We start from the raw sequence: 21,911 nt of genomic DNA, 5'->3' as shown, positions 1-21,911 counted from the left end.
TTTCAGTTATTGTTAGTAATGAATAAATGGGGAAAGGATCATTAAATGGAAGACAAATTTCAAAATCTTAAAGTCATGGTAATTGATGATTCAAAAACCATTCGCCGAACCGCCGAAACCTTACTACAACGCGAAGGATGTGAGGTGATTACTGCTGTAGATGGCTTTGAGGCGCTCTCAAAAATAGCTGAAGCGAATCCTGATATCGTTTTTGTAGATATCATGATGCCGCGTTTAGATGGTTATCAGACCTGTGCATTGATCAAAAATTCACAGAGTTATCAAAATATTCCGGTGATTATGCTATCGAGTAAAGATGGTTTATTTGATCAGGCCAAAGGTCGTATTGTCGGTTCAGATGAATATTTGACCAAGCCTTTTAGTAAAGATGAATTATTAAACGCTATTCGAAATCACGTAAATACATAAATTAAAGAAAAGTGTTGGGGACATAAAATGGCACGTATTTTAATTGTAGATGATTCACCAACCGAAACATTTCGTTTTAGAGAAATATTAACAAAACACGGTTTTGAGGTGATTGAAGCATCTAATGGCGCTGATGGGGTGACCATGGCACAGGCTGAACAGCCTGATTTGGTGTTGATGGATGTCGTAATGCCAGGGGTCAACGGTTTTCAGGCGACTCGTGAAATTAGTCGCGGTGAAAATACCAAGCATATTCCAGTGGTGATCGTGAGTACTAAAGATCAGGCAACAGATCGTGTCTGGGGGAAACGTCAGGGTGCACGTGACTATCTGACCAAACCGATTGAAGAAAGCCAACTTATAGACGTGATTAAACAACACCTTAATCTGGAATAGTCATCATGGCTGCTAATGGATTTATCGAATTGCTTCGATTGGCAAAACGTGGCAATCGAAGCTACGCTTCTAACCAAAATGAAGTCAACCGGTGGTCAGGTATAGCCTTTGAGATGATGGGGCAATATTTTGTTGCGCCTCTGGGGGAGGTGATGGAAGTCATTTACCCTCCTAAATATACCCCAGTTCCAAATGCCCAAGCTTGGGTGCGCGGGCTGGCGAATATTCGGGGAAGACTACTCTCAGTTTCTGATTTAACACATTTTGTCTCTGGGCAACGTGCTCCATTTTCGCCTAGCCAAAAAGTGTTATGTATTAGTCATAATGACCACTATGTCGGTTTAGTTGTAGATCAGGTTTTGGGTATTCAGCACTTTAATAAGCACAGCTTTTTTTCTAAAAGTGATGAGCTGGATCAAAAATTAAAAGATTATTGTCAAGGTTATTTCTATCAGCATAACCAACGTTGGCATGTCTTTTTATTTAGTCAGCTGCTGAAAAATCCACAATATATGAATGCTTCAGCAAAATTTATAAATTAAATTCGTACGCAATTAAGTAAATCACGCGTATTCAGGGGAGAAGCTGTATGGGCTTTAAACTAAAAAAGAAAAACACAGCTGAAAGTGCGAGTAAGAAAAACGGTTCTGCATTTTTTGCCAAGATTCAAGCTCAAATTGAGCTAATTTCACAAATGTTCGGTGATAGTAAAAAAACGAGACCGATCATTTATTCAGCGATTATTTTTCTTTTTCTATCAACGATAACGTTGATTTACTTATTTTATAGTGTACCGCGGAATAATGAATTAACTCGTAGTCTGGGGCAACTGCGCTTATTGTCTCAAACTATTCCACGACAAGCGACAGAGTCAACTGCATCAGGCTCACCTGAGGCAATTGCAAGTCTGAAAAAATCGCAGGAACAGTTTGCGCAAAATCTGGAAAATGTACAGGACATCTACGGTGCATCATCTGAGGAATTTAAAAAGGTCGATCAACTCTGGAAGAATGTATCGACCAATGTGGATTTGATTACGTCTCAACAAAAGCTGATCAATCAACTCTATGACACCAATATCGCGATCGGTGAGTCGATTCCAGGGATTCAGGCAGAATATAACTTGATGGTAGATCAGATGGCTCGTCTGAATATGCCAAGTAGTCAGGTGGTGATTGCCAAGAACCAAGTATTTATTGCAGAGCGTATTTTACGTTCTATCAGTTCTGTATTGGTGGGCACAGAAAATGCCCGTGCGTCAGCAGATGACTTTAGTGCCGATATTGAAACCTTTGGTGCTTATTTAAATGCACAGTTAAATGGTAGTGCTGACTTGGGTGTTGAACGTATTAGCGATCCAAGTTTACGTGAATCTGTCGATAGTATTAAATCTGAGTATGATGAAGTTTTAAAAACAGCAGCATCAACGGTATTTAAAAATGCCAACCAGATTGTAAAAGTCCGCCAAGCATCTTCACAGATTTTCTCTCAATCTGATGATATGTTGAAATCCTTGAATAATCTTTCAGATAAAGCAGATTCTAGCTGGTCAAGTGTTATTCCAGCAGTTTTATTACTACTGTTCCTTACAGGTTTTATCTTATCCGTTGCTCGTTTATTGGCGATTCGTAATTTGTTGGAAAAAAATCGTGTAACGCGTTTACAGGATGAATATGACCGTAACCAAAATGCGATTTTACGTTTACTTGATGAAATTGCCGATTTGGCTGATGGTGATTTACGTTCGTATGCAACGGTATCAGAAGATTTTACTGGTGCAATTGCTGACTCGATCAACTTCGCAATTGATCAATTACGTGATCTGGTATCACGTATTACGGATACGTCTCAGGAAGTGGCGCGTTATACACAAAATACGCAGACCATTACCAATCAGTTAGCGGAAGCTTCTGAGCATCAGGCACAAGAAATTGCAGGTGCATCTGCTGCGATTAACGAAATGGCGGTGTCGATCGATCAGGTATCTGCGAACGCTGCTGAGTCAGCAGAGGTTGCGGAACGTTCGGTACAAATTGCATCCAATGGTGCTGACGTTGTAAACCGTTCGATTGTGGGTATGGATACGATTCGTGAACAGATTCAGGAAACATCGAAACGTATTAAACGTTTGGGTGAGTCTTCGCAAGAAATTGGGAACATCGTCTCGCTCATTAATGATATTGCCGACCAAACTAACATTCTGGCATTGAATGCTGCAATTCAGGCATCGATGGCAGGGGAAGCGGGTCGTGGTTTTGCGGTAGTTGCCGATGAGGTACAGCGTCTTGCAGAACGTTCTGCATCTGCAACCAAACAGATTGAAGGCTTGGTTAAAACCATTCAGACCGATACCAATGAAGCTGTAATTTCTATGGAACAGACCACTTCTGAGGTTGTTCGTGGTGCGAATTTGGCGAAAGATGCGGGTGTAGCGCTTGATGAAATTCAAAGCGTATCTAATAACTTGGCTAAATTGATTGCAAACATTTCCAATGCTGCAAAACTTCAGTCTGCATCGGCGAGTCATATTGCCAATACCATGAACGTCGTACAGGAAATTACCTCACAAACCACGACTGCAACTTTTGATACGGCACGTTCGGTTTCTGAACTGGCCAATATGGCAGAGTCATTGCGTGAGTCTGTATCTGACTTTAAGTTACCTGAATAAGCGTGAAGTGACTTTTGGGGCAGACTTCGGGATGTCCCAAATTAAAAAATGCATCGTCAAGATGGCTTCTTGAGAAGGAAGTCACTTGCGTGATGGTGGTAGATCAAGTTTCACCATCAAGGGTGGATAAACGAAAGAAGCCTTCGTTATGAAAGAAATATTAAAACATCTTGTTGAAAAAATAAGCTTACCTGAAGACAGTTTTCTTGATCAGGATGAAGAAATTCTTGAAATTTTTATTGAAGAATTAGAAGAAATTTTTCAAGAATTGGGTCAACTTATTCCGCAGTGGGTGGCTGATTCTGATGAGCAGCAGGTTTTAGCGGACGTTCGTCGCCATTTTCATACTCTAAAAGGGTCTGGTCGAATGGTGGGGGCGAAATCTTCCAGTGAACTGGCGTGGACAGTTGAAGAAGCACTCAATCGAATTATTGCCAAAACTTTGCCATTAAGTGCAGATTTACAACGTTTTGTGCAAGTGGTATTTAATGTTTATCGTTTTAAATTTTATCATGATTTTAAAAATACCCAGCCACACTCTATCGATATTCGCCCATTGGTTTTGTTGGGACAGCAGTTACAACACCAACAAGACGTCGAGCCTGCTTTAGAAGAATTACTCGATTTAGCTGAACAGTTAAATACAGAATCTGGAATTACAGGGCTCGAAATTCAGCAACAACAGATTATTGAAGCTGAACAGCCAGTTGAAGTAGAGCCTGCTGCCATAGCTGACACCTGTGTGGACGCAGTTGCTTCATCAGATGATAGTCTGATTGAAGAAACCATGGCGATTTTCCTTGAAGAAGCAGAAGAACATCTACAAACAATTGATACTTTTTTACAGCAAGATGAGCCATCAGATCAAAGTTATAATCAATTGATTCGCGCTTTGCATACTTTGCGCGGCAGTTCATCAATGGCGCATATTCAGCAAGTATTTGAAGCCAGCAGCAAGGTAGAAACGCTGTTTAAAACCTTGATGCAAGATGAGCTTGAGTCGACTTCAAATGAAACCGCTCTCTTAACCCACTATGCTGAATTTGTTCGAGATTATCTACATACACTGCATCAAAAGGGTACTCAGCAACAGCTTGACAAAATTGATCAAAAATTTAATCAAGCATGGGAAAACTATGGCTTTAATATCGAAGAAATTGCACATGAAGCACAGCATCCACAAGGTGTTGTCACTTCACTATTGCAATTAGATATTGAAAATCTGCTGAATGCAGACTATGAGTTTGAAAAACGCGTCAAACAGGAATTCCCTGTCTATATTCAAGCATTGATTACCGAGGCAAGTTCTTTAATTGAGCATACGCATAATCGAGCAGCCCAAGGCGTTCATGATTATGTCTTGCAATTAAAGCCTGCTTATGAACAATTACTTGAAAAACCTGAATTACTGCATCTGGATTATGCCTTTGATATTTTTGGACAGGCACACCAGCAAGTCATTCATTTATTTGATACCTTGGCAGCAGGGCAGCGAGTAAGCTTGGGACAAGAGCAACTCAATGTGATTCATGAGCTGCAAGACTTTGTCCAACAAGATATTGAAACAGCGATTACGGATAAGAAAGTATCATCTGAGCTAAGTGCTGATAAAGTAAGTGCTGAACCTGAGACTATTTCCATTGAGCCTGTTGCGGTATCAGAGTCAAATGTTTCAACATTTGATTTATCGTCAATTTCTGCACGTATTCAACAAGATCATCAGCACCTAGATTCAGAGCAAGCCAATCGTCATTTCGATGCAGACCTTCTCGATATCTTTTTAGAAGAAGCTGATGAGCTGTTGGTCGGTATTGACGCAGACCTAAACACTTGGTCGCAGCAACAAAGTAATACGTCTGCCTTGAATAATTTGATGCGCTATTTACACACCTTAAAAGGTGGCGCAAATATGGTTCAGGCAACCTATATGGGACTGATTGCGCACGAGTTAGAAACCATTTATCAACGCTTGATTCATGGGCAAATACATTCTTCTGAAAATCTGATACAGATTATTCGTCTGGTACAAGATGATATTGCTGATCGGATTCAAACGTTGCGTGATGAAGCAGTAGATTATCCAGCGACAGAAGTGATTGAGTTGCTTGGAAATATTGAGCAGGTTCTACAAGGGGTACCACAGCAACAGCCTGAGAGTGCAACGTGGACTACTTCTGTTGATAGTACCTTGGCGCAAGTTGTTGCTGAGCCACCAACTGAAGTTGTTGAGCATGAATTAACGACAGATCATCTTGAATCAGTTGCTCTTGGTGAACCAACATCAGGCGTGGAATCTGATGCAGTTGTTGCTGAGGAACAATTACAGAATTCGACTTCCGCTGAGAATGATGCACTAGAAAGTCAAGCATCGATTTCAAATACTAATGTTGATATCGATAATACCAAACCGCATCAAGATACAGATCCCGATGATGTTCAATCTTTGGTTGAAGCGACTTTCTATGAAGAAGCGGCAGAGTTGCTTGATGCTGGACAGCAACTTCTCAATCGCTGGTTTGATGAACGGACTAACCGAAGTATTTTGCTTCAATTGCAACGTACAGTGCATAGTTTAAAAGGCGGTGCACGAATGGCAGAGTTAGAGCCTGTTGCAGTAATTGCCTCACATCTTGAAAATGCCTTTGAGCAATTTGCGGTAAAAGCCTTTAGCTCCAATGCTTATGACCATCTCTTGCTGACGGCATTTACATGGTTAAAGGCAGCTATTTTTGAACGTTCGTATAATAATTATGATGGTTTAAAGCATACCTTAGAACGTCTTGAATTTGTCGATACCAATGCGCAAATTCCAACTAAACTGGCTCGCGCGGATCTATTCTCGCAAGAACAAGTGATGGAGTTTGTACAGGGAGATGGTACAGAACCGCCATCTATGCTGGGTGAATGGGACAACACCGTACAGGCTGATGATTCAAATGAGATGATCCGTGTTTCTGCGGATCTGATCGAAAAAATGATTAACTTGTCTGGTGAAAATGCGATTAACCGTTCGCGTATCGAAATGGATTTGGGACAGTTAGGCAATACACTGGTCGAAATGGAATTGGCGATTCAACGTTTGGCAGATCAGTTACGTCGAATGGAAGGCGAATTAGAAAGTCAGATTATCGCCAAACATGGGACAGAAAACTTACGTTATATCGACTTTGACCCATTAGAAATGGATCAATACTCATCATTGAATCAACTGTCAAAATCGCTTGCTGAATCTGCATCGGATTTGGTTGATTTCAAAACCACATTATCCGACAAAATTCGTGATACCGAAGGTTTGTTATTACAACAATCACGTATTCAGGCTGAAATTCAGGAAAGTCTGATGCGTACCCGATTAGTTCCGTTCTCACGACTTTTACCTCGCTTACAGCGTATTGTGCGTCAGACGGCAAGTAGTTTGAACCGTCCAGCTGAATTGGTAGTCAATAATACCGAAGGCGAACTGGATCGAAATATCTTGGAACGCTTGGTCACGCCACTTGAACACATGCTGCGAAATGCAGTCGATCATGGTGTGGAAGATCGTGAAGAGCGTTTAAAACTGGGTAAACCTGAAATAGGGCGTATTGAGCTAAATATTAGCCGCCAAGGAACAGATGTTTTGGTGAGCTTTAGCGATGATGGTAAAGGTATTGATGTTAATAAAATCAAAGCCAAAGCTTTAGAAAATGGTTTGATGACTGAGGATCAAAAACTCGAAGCACAGGAAATTTTGCAATACATTTTCCATCCTGGGTTTAGTACAGCGACTTCAGTGACCCAAATTTCAGGACGTGGTGTGGGTCTGGATGTGGTGCAAAGTAGTATTAAGGCGCTTGGTGGTCATGTCAGTGTCGATTCAACATTTGGTTCTGGTACCACTTTTACTATTCGTGTACCAACGACTGTGGCAGTGAGTGATGCACTCATGGTGAAAGTCGGTGATCAGCAATTTGCCTTGCCTTTGGCTCAGATTGACCGAATTGTGCGTATTGCGCCTGCAACTCTTGAACGCTATTTCCATGGTCAGGATGATTATTTTAATATCGATAATACTCCATATCGTTTACGTTATTTGGCGGAGTTTGTCAGCAATCAGCCTATTCCAAAATTATCTGGTATTGCACATTCATTGCCTGTGTTATTGGTCAAAGGCGCGCATGGTCAGACCATTGCGTTATTGGTCGATCAATTGGTCGGTTCGCGTGCACAAATTGTAGTGAAACCAATCGGACGACAGTTCGCAAGTATTGGCGCTGTTGCTGGGGCGACAATTTTAGGTGATGGTCATGTTTGTCTAATTCTGGATGGACAAAATATTGCGCGTCAGATCCAATCTACGCAACGTAATAAACAAGTTGTTGAAGGCAGAGAAAAAACACGTCATACCGATGAACGTCGTCTTATCATGATCGTAGATGACTCGGTGACTGTCCGTAAAGTTACTTCGCGGCTACTGGAACGTCAGGGCTTTGATGTGGTGACGGCCAAAGATGGTGTCGATGCCATGGAACAGCTTGAAAATGTCAAACCTGATTTGATGTTGCTGGATATTGAAATGCCTCGCATGGATGGTTTTGAGGTGACTAATCTGGTACGCCATCATGAGTTACATCAGGATATGCCAATTATCATGATTACATCGCGTACTGGTGAAAAACATCGTGAACGGGCATTATCACTTGGCGTAACGCATTACATGGGTAAACCGTTCCAAGAATCAGAATTGCTTGAGAATATTGAAGCATTACTTGAAACAGCTTCAGGGAGTTACTGATGGCGATTGATAAAAAAGTAACCGCGCAGATTGATCAGCAGGAGCTTCAACACTTAATTAGTGTCTCGACTGGATTTATTGATGCTTATATCATTGAATGTCGTGATCAGGTGCCGATGCTATTACCGCAAAACATTGTATTGTCGGCGCTTGATACCAAGGTTGATGCTGAGTCGATAGAATGGCATGATTTGAAATTGCCTATTTATTCAGTTAATCATCCTAATATTACTCAAGGGGTCGCTTTGGTCATAGAAGGAGATGATGTTGCGCAACGTTTTGCCTTAATCTGTGACAGCATGCCGCAGACGATTCGTTTGCGTATTTCAGAAGTGGTCGATGAAGAAGAGACAACATCTGATCCAATGGTATTTAAGCGAGTTAAAATTGCCGATCAGCATTTCCATGTTCCGCATCTGGAAAATATTCAAAAAAGTTTAGGTGTTTTATAAACTTAACCATCTAAAATGGCAAACCCCAGTTGAAATCACTGGGGTTTGTTTTATCGTGTTGACTTAGATTGAAATATTCACAAAAATATCTACAGTTTTTCATACGCTGCTCCTTATAGAACGCTAGATTAAAATTACTCACACCATCTTTTAGACTTTAGCAATTGTTTGGTTTGCTGACGTTCACGACGATGTTGTGCTTTGGGTTTTTCAGTTTCATGCATTCCGCCTTTATGTAACAAAGGCGATAAAGCCACCTGATTTCTCACTTTGACTTTGGATCGCTTGCCTAGTTTCATGGTTTAGCTCCGAGTTAAATTATCCTTTAATACAAAGGACTTGTTTAAGCGTATGTACGACTTCTATCAAATCTGACTGATGAGCCATGACTTGATCAATGTCTTTATACGCTGCTGGAATTTCATCAATCACACCTACATCTTTACGGCATTCAATGCCTTGCGTTTGCTGAATCAAATCTTGTTGATTAAACAGATGCTTGGCTTTATTACGGCTCATTTTACGTCCTGCACCATGTGAGCAAGAGCAAAAGGAGTCGGGATGACCTTTGCCACGTACAATATAAGAACGCGCACCCATCGAACCTGGAATGATTCCAAGTTCATCTTTACCAGCTCGGATGGCACCCTTTCGTGTAATTAATAAATTTTCGCCATCATGTTGTTCCTGACTGACATAATTATGGTGGCAATTAATTGCTTCTTTGGTCAACTGAAATGAAGGTAATAGTGGGCGAATCGCCTCTAAAATTAAACGCATCATCTCACGACGGTTTTCATAGGCATACGCCTGTGCCCACTCAACCGCTTCAACATAATCGTCAAAGCTTGCAGAGCCTTCGGCAAAGTAGCTCAAGTCTTTGTCAGGAACATGACCAAAGCGGTGTTGGGCTTCTTTTTTTGCCAGTTCAATAAAATAAGTACCAATGACATTGCCTAAACCACGACTCCCTGAATGTAACATGATCCAGACGTCCTGATTTTCATCCAGACAAAGTTCAATAAAGTGGTTGCCGCCCCCTAAAGTTCCGAGTTGTTTTTGCCAAGTCATATCAAACTTTCGCAGCATTCGAACCAAACCAGGATGTTTGCTGATAATCGGTTGGAGCCGTTTATCCAGCGGTGTCAGGGTCGAAGCTTTGGCTTTCACTTGTTTGTGTAAATCAAAACCAACAGGGACTTTTCTTTCAATCGCATGACGTAAGCTTGAAAGATTGTCTAGAAGTTGACTGCTTTTGAGGTTTAAACGTATCGCATTCATTCCACAGCCAATATCTACGCCGACCGCAGCGGGTATAATCGCATGTTTGGTCGGAATGACACTGCCAACGGTGGCTCCTTTCCCAACATGCACGTCTGGCATGACTGCTATGTGGGAATGAATAAATTGCAATTGCGCCATTTTAGTGAGTTGTTCAATACTGTCTTGATCGATATCGTTCGTAAAGATCTTTACAGGAACTCCATAAGCGGCATCTGCATTTAAAATTTTTTGTATGCTCATAATAAGCTGTCCGTATCATTATTTTAATAGCTGTCCGAACAGGCATAAAAAAACCTAGCGAATGCTAGGTCTTGTGCATTCGGACAAGTGATCTTTGACCCTTGTCCGTGAGATGACAACGTGCCAATGATTAGTAATGTTTATCCTGTAAAGCTGGCATGTTGTTACTCCTATAAATTGGCAGTTTTGATGCTGACTGCGCCAATGGTTGAATCTTGGTCGCAATCATAATCCTTTGTTTTGAAAAGTCAAGCTTTTCAAAACTGAAGAAATTGAATGATGTTACTGCAAGCTAAAACACGCATTAATCTTGATCGGGTTGGATATTCATCTCTTGATAAGACACCAATTTGGTTTTATGTTTCCATTTATAACCCAGCCAGATCACCAAAAATAGGGGAATACTGATATAGGTGGAAAGTAAGCCCACCCAGTCAATTTTTCCACCTAAAATCGCTTGATAGTTTTGTCCCAAAATAATGATCGAACACAAAATAAAGGCAAACCACGGTGCAAATGGAAAGAATTTGGCTCGATATGCCAGATCTTCAAGTCTATGACCCTGAGCCAGATAGCCTTTGCGGAAGCGATAGTGTGAAATCGCAATCCCGAGCCAGACAATAAAGCCACACATGCCTGACATATTGAGCAGCCAGTTAAAAACAGCTTGTTCCCCAATAAAAGTAGTCAGGAAGCACAGTGCAGCAACGGCTGTCGTGGCATAAAGTGCATGCATTGGTACGCCACGTTTATCCAGTTTTGAGAACCATTTGGGCGCACGACCTTCACGTGCCATGTCGAACAGCATACGGGTTGAAGAATACATGCCTGAATTTCCTGCCGATAAAATCGCGGTTAAAATCACGGCATTCATCAAACTTGCAGCAAAGGCAAAACCGACTTTTTCATAGAGCAAAGTAAATGGCGAAAGTGCAATATCACCACTAGAAGCTGCTTGTAACAGGCGCGGATCATCATAGGAAATCAGTGTCCCAATGATAAAAATACACACGATATAAAACAGTAAAATCCGCCAGAAAATCTGCTTAATTGCCAGAGGAATTGTTTTCTTTGGATCCTTAGATTCACCTGCGGCAACGCCGACCATTTCAGTGCCCTGAAAAGAGAACCCTGCGATCATGGCCACGCCAATCATGGCTTGTAATCCACCAACAAAAGGCGCGTCTTTATAGGTCCAGTTACCAAAAGTCGCTACTCCCGGTGTCATCATGATTTTGATGATCATGGAGAAACCAATAATGATAAAGGCGACAATCGCAACGACCTTGACCATTGAAAACCAGAATTCACTTTCACCAAAACCTTTGACGGTCATGGCATTGATGGCAAAAATGACGACCAGAAAAATCGCACTCCAATAAAACCCGGGTAAGTCTGGAAACCAGAATTTCATAATCAACTGAACCGCAACCAGTTCAAAAGCCACGGTAATGGCCCAGTTGTACCAATAGTTCCAGCCCAAAGCAAAGCCGAAGCCATCCTCGACATAGCGACTACCATAGGTAAAAAAAGCGCCTGAAGTGGGATTGTGGGTGGCGAGCTCCCCCAAACTGGTCATTAGAAAATAAATCATGACGCCAATCAGTGCATAGGCCAATAATGCGCCGCCCGGCCCCGCATTGGCGATGGTTGAACCTGAAGCCAGAAATAAACCAGTACCAATCGAACCGCCAATGGCGATCATATTTAAATGACGAGCACCGAGCTTACGCTGAAGCTTTTCAGGTTGAATCTTTTCACTCATGAAAATTCCTTAGTCATTGGGACACATGGGCATAAAGCACTTTGAATCCTTGTTGATCGGCAAGGGTATTGCAGCGACCAAATTGTTGCTCAATCAAAAGTGGATAATTTAAAAAACGATTTGCCACTATCCATAATTCACCATTGACAGTTAAATGTCGTTTGGCTTGTTTGCATAGACCCTCACTTGCCGCATAATCCGTATGAATTCCTTGATGAAAAGGCGGATTGCTGACAATTGCGTCTAGTTCAAGTGGTGCATCATGAATCCCGGTAACGGCTTGAATATGAAGCTGTTCTAAATGAAGTCCATTCCGATGAAATGTCATTTCAGTAGAACGTAGTGCAAATGCATCGACATCCAGCGCATAAATTTCGTTGTTACAATTTAATTTTGCCAGATACGCACTAATAACACCTGCACCACAGCCAAAGTCGGCAAGTTTACCCGATTTTATATTATTTAGATAAGGTAAAAGAATGCCTGTGCCGACATCCAAATGATTTTGGCTAAATACCCCAGGCAGCGCACAAATATGAAGTTGAGTTTGATTGACTTCAATGCTGTAGGTTTTTACCCAATTTTCTAGTGGTTTTAAGGTTTCAGTTTTGTGCAAAATACATTGCCAAAGCTGACAGTGACGTGCGCTATCGAGCTTAAGATTTTTACCTAAGACTTGTAGTTGTTTAGCTGCACGTTCTACGCCACCCTTTTTTTCACCCACCAAAAAGATGGATTGACCTTGCTTCAGATGACTCGCAACAACATGCAAAATATAGCTGAGTAACTCTTTCGATTTTGGTACAAAGATGATGACTTGATCGATATCTTTCTGTGGAAATTCAACTGAAAAATGCGTAGCAAACTGCTGCTGCTCGAAATATTGATGATCAGCAAAGTTCCATGTCCAGATCGAAATATTTAAATCGTTGGGCAATTCGCGGGCAAGTTCATCCGCAGGTGCATTGATGAGCAATACCTTGCCTGATAAAAACTGTTGTTGGCGCAGTACGACTTCACTACGTGGATCCATCATATTTAACTCTCATGAATAAGAAAGCCCAGTCAAACTGGGCAAATTCTTCTTAATTGCCCGATTTAATCTTGATTTCTCTGATCTTGATCTTCAGGATGTTGATGTTCAGGCAAGACGATATTTAAGATTAAAGCAGCAATACCACCTGTGGCGACGCCTGAACTAAAGATATTTTTAAACAGTTCAGGTAAATGCTCAAGGATTTGCGGAACTTGTGCAACACCGAGTCCTAAAGCCAATGAAATCGCAATAATCAACAGTGCACGACGATCCAGATGAATACTGGATAAAATATTAATCCCTGATGCAGCTACAGCGCCGAACATGACCATTACTGCACCGCCTAATACCGCTTGCGGTACCGCTTGAATCACGCCAGAAACCATAGGAAACAATCCAAGTAGGATCAATAAAATCGCAATCCAGATACCGACATAGCGACTGGCCACTCCTGTGAGTTGGATCACACCATTATTCTGTGCAAACACCGAACTTGGAAAAGTATTAAATAAACCTGCAAGTAAAGAGTTTGCACCATTCACCAGTACGCCACCTTTAATCCGTTCCATCCATTTTGGACCATTGACAGGTTCATTGGAGAGTTTACTGGTTGCAGTAATATCACCAATCGCTTCCAAAGACGTCACCAGATAAATAAACGCCATAGGGATGAATAAGCTCCAAGAAAAGCTTAAACCAAAGTGCATTGGCGTTGGAATCTGTATGATAGGTGTTTCGTGTAAACCTGAAAAATCCAGATGTCCCATGAAGCCTGCCAGAACATAACCCACAATCAGCGCAATCAAAATGGCAGAACTTTTAATCCAGATGACCTGAATACGATTGAGTAGGATGATAATCGCAAGCACTGTACAAGACATGATCAAATTATCTTGGCTGGCAAAGGTTTGATTTTGCATGGCCTGATAACCACCGCCCATACTGATGAGACCTTCTTTAATCAAGGTTAAACCAATCATCAGTACTACGATTCCTGTGACCAGTGGCGTGATCAGCTTTTTCACCCACGGCAGAATACGGGATACGCCCATTTCAATGAATGATCCTGCAATCACCACCCCAAAAATTGCTGCCATCACTTGATTGACAGGCGTTCCTGCGGCGACCATTGCACTACCAATACCAATAATCGGGCCAATAAAGTTAAAACTTGTCCCTTGGACGATCAGCAAACCAGCACCAAAAGGTCCGACCTTCTTGCATTGTAAAAAAGTCGCAATCCCTGAAATGACCAATGACATGGACAAAATCATATTGGTTTCTTCGCGGGAAACCCCCAGTGCCAGACAAATCAAAAGTCCTGGCGTAACAATAGGTACAATAATTGCTAAAAGATGTTGTAGTGCAGCAAGAAATGCAACAAAAGGGGCAGGACGATCATTTAACCCATAAATCAGATCAAGTTTTTCACCTGATTTTGGCGCAGCGTCTTGTAAATCAGACATGAGAGATTAAATCTTAAGCTTCAAAGTGGCGCTATTCTAATCGAGATAATTGCCTTTACCCAAGAAAAAACGACGAAGACATGAAAAAAACACGGGCATGTCAATAAACTGTCACTACTTTTATGTAGGATTTTTCTGTATAATTTGCCCTCAAGTTTTAGGCTTATCGAATTTTCATGTCAGATATCAAAAATCTCCGCAATATTGCAATTATTGCACACGTCGACCATGGTAAAACCACGCTTGTCGATAAACTTCTACAACAATCAGGTGCTTTGGGTGATCGTGCAGGCGAGATTGAGCGTGTCATGGACTCGAATGCGCTTGAAAGCGAACGTGGTATTACTATTCTTGCAAAGAATACTTCGATCACTTGGTTAGATAAACGTACTGATATTACTTACCGTATCAATATCGTGGATACCCCGGGACACGCCGACTTTGGTGGTGAAGTAGAACGTGTATTGTCTATGGTGGACTGCGTATTACTATTGGTTGATGCTCAAGAAGGCCCAATGCCGCAAACTCGTTTCGTAACGCAAAAAGCGTTTGCGCGTGGTTTGAAGCCAATCGTGATCATTAACAAAGTCGATAAGCCAAGCGCACGTCCAGACTGGGTGATCGATCAAGTATTTGATTTGTTTGATAACTTGGGTGCGACTGACGAACAGTTAGATTTCCCAATCGTTTATGCTTCAGGTTTACGTGGTGTTGCAGGTCCAGCGCCAGAAGAATTGGCTGAAGACATGACACCGTTGTTTGAAACGATTGTTGATATCGTTGAGCCGCCAGCAGTTGATGCTGATGGTCCGTTCCAGATGCAAATTTCTTCACTTGACTATAACAGCTTCGTGGGTGTGATCGGGGTTGGTCGTATTCAACGTGGTTCAGTGAAAACCAATACTCCTGTGACTGTGATTGATAAAGAAGGTAAGACGCGTAATGGTCGTATCTTAAAAATCATGGGTTACCACGGTTTAGAGCGTATTGATGTTGAAGAAGCATCTGCGGGCGACATCGTATGTATTACAGGTATTGATGCACTTAACATTTCTGACACGATTTGTGATCCGAAAAATGTAGAAGCATTACCGCCATTATCTGTAGATGAACCAACGGTATCGATGACATTCCAAGTCAACAACTCACCGTTTGCAGGTAAAGAAGGTAAATTTGTCACTTCACGTAATATCCGTGAACGTCTTGATCGCGAATTGATCCATAACGTAGCACTTCGTGTAGAAGATACAGACAGTCCAGACCGTTTCAAAGTTTCTGGCCGTGGTGAACTTCACCTTTCTGTTCTGATTGAAAACATGCGTCGTGAAGGTTTCGAAATGGGCGTTTCACGTCCACAAGTAATCATCAAAGAAGTAGATGGTGAAAAACAAGAGCCATACGAAAACGTGACTTTTGATGTTGAAGAACAACATCAAGGTGCGGTGATGGAACAAATGGGTCACCGTAAAGGCGAAATGACCAATATGGAAGTTGACGGTAAAGGCCGTATCCGTATTGAAGCGACTGTTCCTTCACGTGGTTTGATTGGTTTCCGTTCAGAATTCTTAACCATGACTTCTGGTACAGGGATTATGACTTCAAGCTTCTCGCATTATGGTCCTGTGAAACAAGGTACTGTAGCGAAACGTCAAAACGGTGTATTGATCTCAATGGTTCAAGGCACTTGCTTGGGCTATGCATTGTTCAGCTTGCAAGACCGTGGTCGTTTGTTTGCTAAACCACAGTTAGAAGTGTATGAAGGGATGATCGTCGGGATTAACTCTCGTTCAGACGACATGGTGGTTAACCCAACTAAAGCAAAACAGCTCACCAACGTTCGTGCCTCTGGTACTGACGATGCGTTAACTTTAACTCCTGCAATTGAATACACGCTTGAACAAGCACTTGAATTCATTGAAGATGATGAGTTAGTTGAAGTAACACCTAAGTCAATTCGTATCCGTAAGCGTTATTTGACTGAAAATGAACGTAAACGTAATCGCGATAAATAATTTGATTTTGATCTAAGATCAGTAAGTAAACCGCTAAATTCGTTTAGCGGTTTTTTTATTAGGTGATCTTTTTCGCTGTAGATCTTTAAGTTCATATTTTTATTCATATAAAATGTTGTTAAAGTGTGAAATAGCTTTCTTTTTTTGAGAAAAATATTAAATTAGCAAACATGAGCCGATCATCCATTAACACTATTGTTAAGCCGTGATTAGAACAAAAACATGGGAATAGCGGTTCCCGAGTGGAGAAAATTGAGATGAGTATTATTCAAGAATTTAAAGAATTCGCTGTTAAAGGCAATATGATTGATTTGGCTGTCGGTGTCATCATCGGTGGTGCATTTGGTAAAATTGTTGATTCATTAGTGAAAGACATCATTATGCCGTTGATTACTGTGATTACAGGTGGTGGTGTTGATTTTTCACAAAAGTATATTGTACTTGGTGCCAACCCGAATAATTTACAATCATTGGATGCTCTGCAAAAAGCAGGCGTAAACGTATTGACTTATGGTAACTTTCTGACCATTTTAATTAACTTCCTGATTTTGGCATGGGTCGTATTTTTGATGGTGAAATTGATTAACCGTATGCGTCGTAAGGATGAAGCGGAAGCACCAGCACCAGAAACTCCTGAAGAAATTCAATTGCTTCGTGAAATTCGCGATGAATTAAAGCAACATCCACAATCATAGTATTATAGGCTTTCTCAAAACGGTATTTTTAAATGCCGTTTTTTTATGCATTTCGATTGATATTTCTCATCTGAATTTGACACTTGGGCGACTTGAGGTTTTTGTCAGAGTCCTTAAAATATGGCGACTGAAAATACCTGCCAATCATAGGATTTACTCAAACATGAACCGACTGTTTGCTTATGGAACTTTATGTCCAGATCGTGAAAACGCACATATTCTGGGAAATATTGGCGGAGAATGGCAAAAGGCTTCAGTGAATGGCGTGGTGCATACTTTAGACTGGGGACCCGATCAGGGTTTACCTGCCTTGGTGCTGGATGAAAATGCACCTAAAGTGTCTGGTTTAGTGTTTAGTACCGATAAACTGGCTGAACATTGGCCGATGCTCGATGAGTTTGAAGGTTTTCAATATCAGCGAGTTAAGGTGATGGTGGAATTTGAAACAGGTGAAATGATCGAAAGTTGGACTTATCAAATGAATCCTCATGCAAAGCCAATGCAACTAGAAAGTGAAAGGACTTAAGTTTTTAAGACTTACGTCCTTTTATTCACGACCGCAATTTATGCAAATTCAGTTCTAAATTTGACTTCAAGCAAATGAAAACCAAACTGGCTTTTGATTGGACCGTGTAAAATTCGTTCAGCCGCAGTAAATACGAGTTTATCAATAACGGGAACAAGTTGACCTTTTTTCACTTCGCCAAGTTCACCACCACGTTTGGCAGAATTGCAGGTGGAATATTGTTTGGCGATTTTTGAAAAATCAGCACCCGACAAAATTTTCTTTTTAAGTTGTTCCGCAAGATCTTTGTCTTTAACTAGGATATGTCGAACAATGGCAGTTTGCATGGGCAAGCCTCCTGAATCTGTTGAGGACAAATATTAAACTTTGATACGTTTTAAAGGTTGGCATTGGGGACAAAATACACTGGCACGTTGTCCGAGTTTAAGATTTTCCAGTGGCGTTTCACACTGAACACACATTTCACCTGCACGACCATAAGCCAGTAAAGTTTGTTGAAAATAGCCATTTTCACCGACAGCATTGGTGAAATCCCGCAAGGTTGATCCCCCTAAATCAATCGCAGATTTCAAAATACGTTTGATTTCATCCACAAGTTGAACAATCTGCTTTTTACTTAAACTAGAGGCTGGCTGCGCAGGGTGAATGCCTAAGTTAAACAGACTTTCAGTGGCGTAAATATTACCAACGCCGACCACCACGTGATTATCCATCATTGCAATTTTTATGCCGACTTGTTTGTTTTTAAGCTTTTGATAAAGATAATCTGCATTAAACTCGTCACCGAGCGGCTCTGGGCCAAGTGGATTCAGTAGTTTGTTTTGAGATTCTTCATTGAGCCATAAAATACAGCCAAAACGACGCGGATCGTGATAACGTAACTGGGTACCATCTTCAAAACCAATCATCAAATGATCATGTTTACGTAACTCATCCTGAGCTGTAGCCAGACGAAAACTGCCCGACATGCCTAAATGCCATAGCATCTGATCTTGCTCAAACTCAGCCAGAATATATTTAGAGCGTCTTTGTAAACCAATTAAACGCTGTCCATTCAGGCGAGAAATATCCTCTGGAATTGGCCAGCGTAATCGGGACTCTCTGACTTCAACGATTTGGACGCGCTGTTGCAGTAAAGGCAATAAACTGGTTTTAGTGGTTTCAACTTCAGGTAATTCTGGCATTGACAGCTCGATAAAATCATGACGATGTTAATATGGGGGTAATCAGCACAATGACAAATTTAAGAAGGCACTTTATCTGTCAATATCGTGTCATTTTCCTTTCTTTACTTATGGTAGCGTGATGTCAGAAATTTTACCATTCACATGGTTTCAACGTGATACATCGACAGTGGCCGAGCAATTGATCGGCTGTCAGCTTTGTGTACGTCAGGACAATGGTGAAATTCTACGTTGTACCATCACTGAAACAGAAGCGTATTTGGGAATTCGCGATAAAGCCAGTCATAACTACGGTGGACGACGTACTCCCCGAACCGAGGTGATGTATAGCGCTGGCGGGCACATCTATGTTTATCTGATTTATGGGATGTATCACATGCTAAATTTGATCACGCAGACAGAACATGAACCTGAAGGAGTGATGCTCAGAGCTGCTTTTTTTGAAGATTCAGTTTCTAAACTTGATTTTAAGCGTTTATCAGGTCCTGGAAAATTGACCAGGCAATTAGGTATTACAGAGCGATTTAAAGGCAAAATGTTGGGGGTAGAAACTGGTTTGTGGATTGAAAATAAAAAAATTCAACCAGAGATTGTACGGAAAAAAAGAATCGGGGTTGATTATGCTGAGGAAGCAAAAGACTGGCTGGAACGCTATTGCTGGAAAGATCATCCAAGTTTAAGCCGTTAAACCTACAAAGTATTCCAAGAAATAACCAAACTAATATATTGAAAATTGGAATGATTGGCTAAAATCGTTTTTTGTCGATATGTTAAAATTTACAAACTAAATGATATAACAAATATTTTTGGGCTAATTGTTGATATTAAAGGATAACTGAATGCGCTTCATGCAATTCAATACATTATATTCTTCCATGTTTTTACTTTCAGGGTTCAGTATGAGTAGTGCTGCGTGGGCAGAAGTGCCAGAACCAGTGGCATTGCCGACCATTAAAGTAGAAGCAACTCGTACAGACACTACTTATTTGCAAACTCCTGCTTCGATTTTTCGCATTGATGCGCCCAAGCAGGATCAAAGCTCACAGGTTAATTTGACAGAAGTCGTCAAAGGTATTCCAAGCTTGCAACTGCATAATCGTGAGAATTATGCACAGGATTTACAACTTTCCATGCGTGGTTTTGGTGCGCGTTCGGCTTTTGGTGTGCGCGGCATTCGTTTATATGTGGACGGTATTCCAGCCACCATGCCAGATGGTCAGGGACAAACGTCTAATATCGATTTGAGCAGTCTGGATCATATCGAGGTTTTAACAGGGCCTTTTTCGTCAATATATGGTAATTCATCGGGTGGTACTTTGTTGACGACCACCAAAGAAGGTCAAGGCAAAGACTCGGTTGAACTGAGTTATTCGGGGGGCAGTCATGATAAAAATCGTGCAGGAATTGTATTGCAAGGTGGCGCTAAACAAGCCAATCAACCGAGTTATGTGATCAGTTCATCTTATTTTGATACCGATGGTTATCGTGATCATAGCGCTGCCAATAAGGTTTTGAATAATGCCAAACTCACGTGGAATCTTGAAGATGGTTCTAAAATTAACTGGATTACCAATTATTTAAAAATTAATGCTGATGATCCGCAAGGATTGACACGTGACCAATGGAAAGCCAATCCAAAACAAGTCAATGATACCAATAATAGCTACGATGTGCGCAAAGACATTGAACAGACGCAAACAGGATTGACTTGGTTAAAGCCATTAAATGATAAAAATGAATTGTATGCGATGGCTTACTTTGGTCATCGTGAGGTGACCCAGTATCAATCTATTCCTAGATCTGCACAAAACAATCCACGTCATGCGGGTGGTGTGATTGATTTTGAGCGGAATTATTATGGCGCAGATCTACGCTGGACTGGCAAAGAACTTCTTCCCAATATCACCGTGAGTGCAGGCGTGGCCTTAGATGCGATGGATGAGGATCGTCAAGGTTATGAAAATTTTACCTTAATCAACAATCAGCCGAGTTATGGGGTTAAAGGTACTTTGCGCCGTGATGAAGACAATACTTTGTGGAATATTGATCCTTATTTACAGGCGTCATGGCAGTTTTTACCGACTTGGCGTTTAGATACAGGCGTGCGCTATAGCAATGTCCATTATAAATCAGATGATAACTACATCACTGCAAGCAATCCAGATGACAGTGGCAAGACTGATTATTCCAAAGTTTTACCTTCGGCTGCTTTAAGTTGGCAAATCATGCCTGAACTTTTGGCTTATGTGAGTTACGCCAAAGGGTTTGAAACACCAACCTTTACCGAAATGGCTTACCGTCCAGATGGACAAGGCGGCTTTAATTTTGATCTGAATGCCTCTAGTAGCGATACGTATGAAGCGGGTTTAAAGTCACAAAATCCGTTGGGTGATTTTACTTTGGCTGTTTTTCAGACCAAAACCAAAGACGATATTGTTTCGGCTGGTAGCCAGTATGGGCGATCAACTTTCCGTAATGCCGATCAGACCCTACGTGAAGGTGTTGAATTCTCATGGAATAAACAGCTCTGGCGCGATTTGATTGCGACTGCAAGTTATGCATATCTGGATGCAACATTTGATGCGGATATTCCAGCAACAGGATCTCTCACAAAGATTCCATCTGGCAATAAAATTCCAGGGATTGCCAAAAATCAGACCTATCTCGCATTGTCTTGGAAACCGCAAACTGGTTTTTATGGCGGGGTCGATGCCCAATATAACGATAAAATTTACGTCGATGATCAAAATACAGATGCAGCACCAAGTTATACCGTTGTAACCGCTTATGCAGGTTATGCATGGCAGTTACAGGACTGGAAAGTCAATATTTTCAGCCGTGTCGATAATTTATTGGACAAAGACTATGTCGGATCTGTCATTGTCAATGACGGTAATTCACGCTTTTTTGAACCTGCCGATGGACGTAACTGGAGTGCAGGCTTAAGAGTCAGCAAACAATTTTAATGAAAATTAAGAGAG

At 41.3% G+C, this 21,911-nt stretch carries 18 protein-coding genes; 11 read left to right on the top strand and 7 right to left on the bottom strand.

Annotated elements, in window-relative coordinates:
• Window positions 1-45: 45 nt before the first annotated feature.
• The 6 genes from pilG (at window position 46) to I6L31_RS07560 (ending at window position 8,722) form a co-directional block, all read left to right on the top strand.
• A complete protein-coding gene (gene pilG, locus I6L31_RS07585) occupies window positions 46-429 on the top strand; it encodes a twitching motility response regulator PilG (RefSeq protein WP_004992473.1) in 384 nt (127 codons plus the stop codon).
• Between the two features lie 27 nt (window positions 430-456).
• Entirely contained in the window at window positions 457-825 is a 369-nt protein-coding gene (locus I6L31_RS07580) for a response regulator (RefSeq protein ID WP_004992474.1), read from the top strand.
• Between the two features lie 5 nt (window positions 826-830).
• Window positions 831-1,367: a chemotaxis protein CheW gene (locus I6L31_RS07575; protein ID WP_004992475.1), complete on the top strand. Its 537-nt coding sequence runs from the start codon at window positions 831-833 to the stop codon at window positions 1,365-1,367.
• A 47-nt stretch (window positions 1,368-1,414) separates the two neighbouring features.
• The gene (locus tag I6L31_RS07570) at window positions 1,415-3,496 is read left to right on the top strand and encodes a methyl-accepting chemotaxis protein (protein WP_005002137.1); all 2,082 of its coding nucleotides are present in this window, start codon (window positions 1,415-1,417) and stop codon (window positions 3,494-3,496) included.
• Window positions 3,497-3,644: 148 nt separating this feature from the next.
• Window positions 3,645-8,270, top strand: a complete 4,626-nt coding sequence (locus tag I6L31_RS07565) for a hybrid sensor histidine kinase/response regulator (RefSeq protein WP_005002139.1) — start codon at window positions 3,645-3,647, stop codon at window positions 8,268-8,270.
• Window positions 8,270-8,722 carry a hypothetical protein gene (locus I6L31_RS07560; protein ID WP_004992479.1) on the top strand — a complete coding sequence of 151 codons (453 nt, stop codon included), beginning with the start codon at window positions 8,270-8,272 and terminating at the stop codon, window positions 8,720-8,722. Before I6L31_RS07565 ends, I6L31_RS07560 begins: the two co-directional genes overlap by 1 nt.
• Before the next feature lie 134 nt (window positions 8,723-8,856).
• Here the strand turns inward: I6L31_RS07560 and I6L31_RS07555 are convergent, their stop codons facing one another.
• The 5 genes from I6L31_RS07555 to I6L31_RS07535 form a co-directional block, all read right to left on the bottom strand.
• Window positions 8,857-9,021 (bottom strand): hypothetical protein, encoded by a 165-nt coding sequence (locus tag I6L31_RS07555; RefSeq protein WP_004992481.1) that lies wholly within the window; start codon window positions 9,019-9,021, stop codon window positions 8,857-8,859.
• Between the two features lie 19 nt (window positions 9,022-9,040).
• Window positions 9,041-10,246, bottom strand: a complete 1,206-nt coding sequence (locus I6L31_RS07550) for an RtcB family protein (protein ID WP_005002142.1) — start codon at window positions 10,244-10,246, stop codon at window positions 9,041-9,043.
• Window positions 10,247-10,550: 304 nt separating this feature from the next.
• The gene (locus tag I6L31_RS07545; protein ID WP_005002144.1) at window positions 10,551-12,011 is read right to left on the bottom strand and encodes an amino acid permease; all 1,461 of its coding nucleotides are present in this window, start codon (window positions 12,009-12,011) and stop codon (window positions 10,551-10,553) included.
• A 13-nt stretch (window positions 12,012-12,024) separates the two neighbouring features.
• Window positions 12,025-13,044 (bottom strand): class I SAM-dependent methyltransferase, encoded by a 1,020-nt coding sequence (locus tag I6L31_RS07540; protein WP_010588607.1) that lies wholly within the window; start codon window positions 13,042-13,044, stop codon window positions 12,025-12,027.
• 65 nt (window positions 13,045-13,109) lie between these two features.
• Window positions 13,110-14,513: a uracil-xanthine permease family protein gene (locus I6L31_RS07535; RefSeq protein ID WP_004994940.1), complete on the bottom strand. Its 1,404-nt coding sequence runs from the start codon at window positions 14,511-14,513 to the stop codon at window positions 13,110-13,112.
• Between the two features lie 176 nt (window positions 14,514-14,689).
• Here I6L31_RS07535 and typA point away from each other — a divergent pair, with 176 nt between their 5' ends.
• The 3 genes from typA (at window position 14,690) to I6L31_RS07520 (ending at window position 17,746) form a co-directional block, all read left to right on the top strand.
• Window positions 14,690-16,525: a translational GTPase TypA gene (gene typA, locus I6L31_RS07530; RefSeq protein ID WP_004992487.1), complete on the top strand. Its 1,836-nt coding sequence runs from the start codon at window positions 14,690-14,692 to the stop codon at window positions 16,523-16,525.
• A 257-nt stretch (window positions 16,526-16,782) separates the two neighbouring features.
• Window positions 16,783-17,220, top strand: coding sequence for a large conductance mechanosensitive channel protein MscL (gene mscL / locus I6L31_RS07525; protein WP_004992495.1), 438 nt, complete (start codon window positions 16,783-16,785; stop codon window positions 17,218-17,220).
• Between the two features lie 163 nt (window positions 17,221-17,383).
• Window positions 17,384-17,746 carry a gamma-glutamylcyclotransferase family protein gene (locus I6L31_RS07520; protein ID WP_004994930.1) on the top strand — a complete coding sequence of 121 codons (363 nt, stop codon included), beginning with the start codon at window positions 17,384-17,386 and terminating at the stop codon, window positions 17,744-17,746.
• Between the two features lie 38 nt (window positions 17,747-17,784).
• Here I6L31_RS07520 and I6L31_RS07515 read toward each other — a convergent pair whose 3' ends face one another.
• Entirely contained in the window at window positions 17,785-18,072 is a 288-nt protein-coding gene (locus tag I6L31_RS07515) for a peptidylprolyl isomerase (RefSeq protein WP_004992500.1), read from the bottom strand.
• A 33-nt stretch (window positions 18,073-18,105) separates the two neighbouring features.
• The gene (gene mutM / locus I6L31_RS07510) at window positions 18,106-18,930 is read right to left on the bottom strand and encodes a bifunctional DNA-formamidopyrimidine glycosylase/DNA-(apurinic or apyrimidinic site) lyase (protein WP_004992502.1); all 825 of its coding nucleotides are present in this window, start codon (window positions 18,928-18,930) and stop codon (window positions 18,106-18,108) included.
• A gap of 121 nt (window positions 18,931-19,051) precedes the next feature.
• Between mutM and I6L31_RS07505 the strand changes: the two genes are divergently transcribed.
• A complete protein-coding gene (locus I6L31_RS07505; RefSeq protein WP_005002147.1) occupies window positions 19,052-19,618 on the top strand; it encodes a DNA-3-methyladenine glycosylase in 567 nt (188 codons plus the stop codon).
• Window positions 19,619-19,829: 211 nt separating this feature from the next.
• Complete coding sequence (locus I6L31_RS07500; RefSeq protein WP_227546611.1) at window positions 19,830-21,896, top strand: TonB-dependent receptor family protein; 2,067 nt, start codon at window positions 19,830-19,832, stop codon at window positions 21,894-21,896.
• Window positions 21,897-21,911 lie beyond the last annotated feature (15 nt).

It is taken from the genome of Acinetobacter septicus (genome assembly GCF_019355975.1).
Taxonomy (GTDB): domain Bacteria; phylum Pseudomonadota; class Gammaproteobacteria; order Pseudomonadales; family Moraxellaceae; genus Acinetobacter; species Acinetobacter ursingii.
The sequence above is the reverse complement of the archived record's forward strand: the minus strand, read 5'-3'. Positions and strand labels throughout refer to the sequence as shown.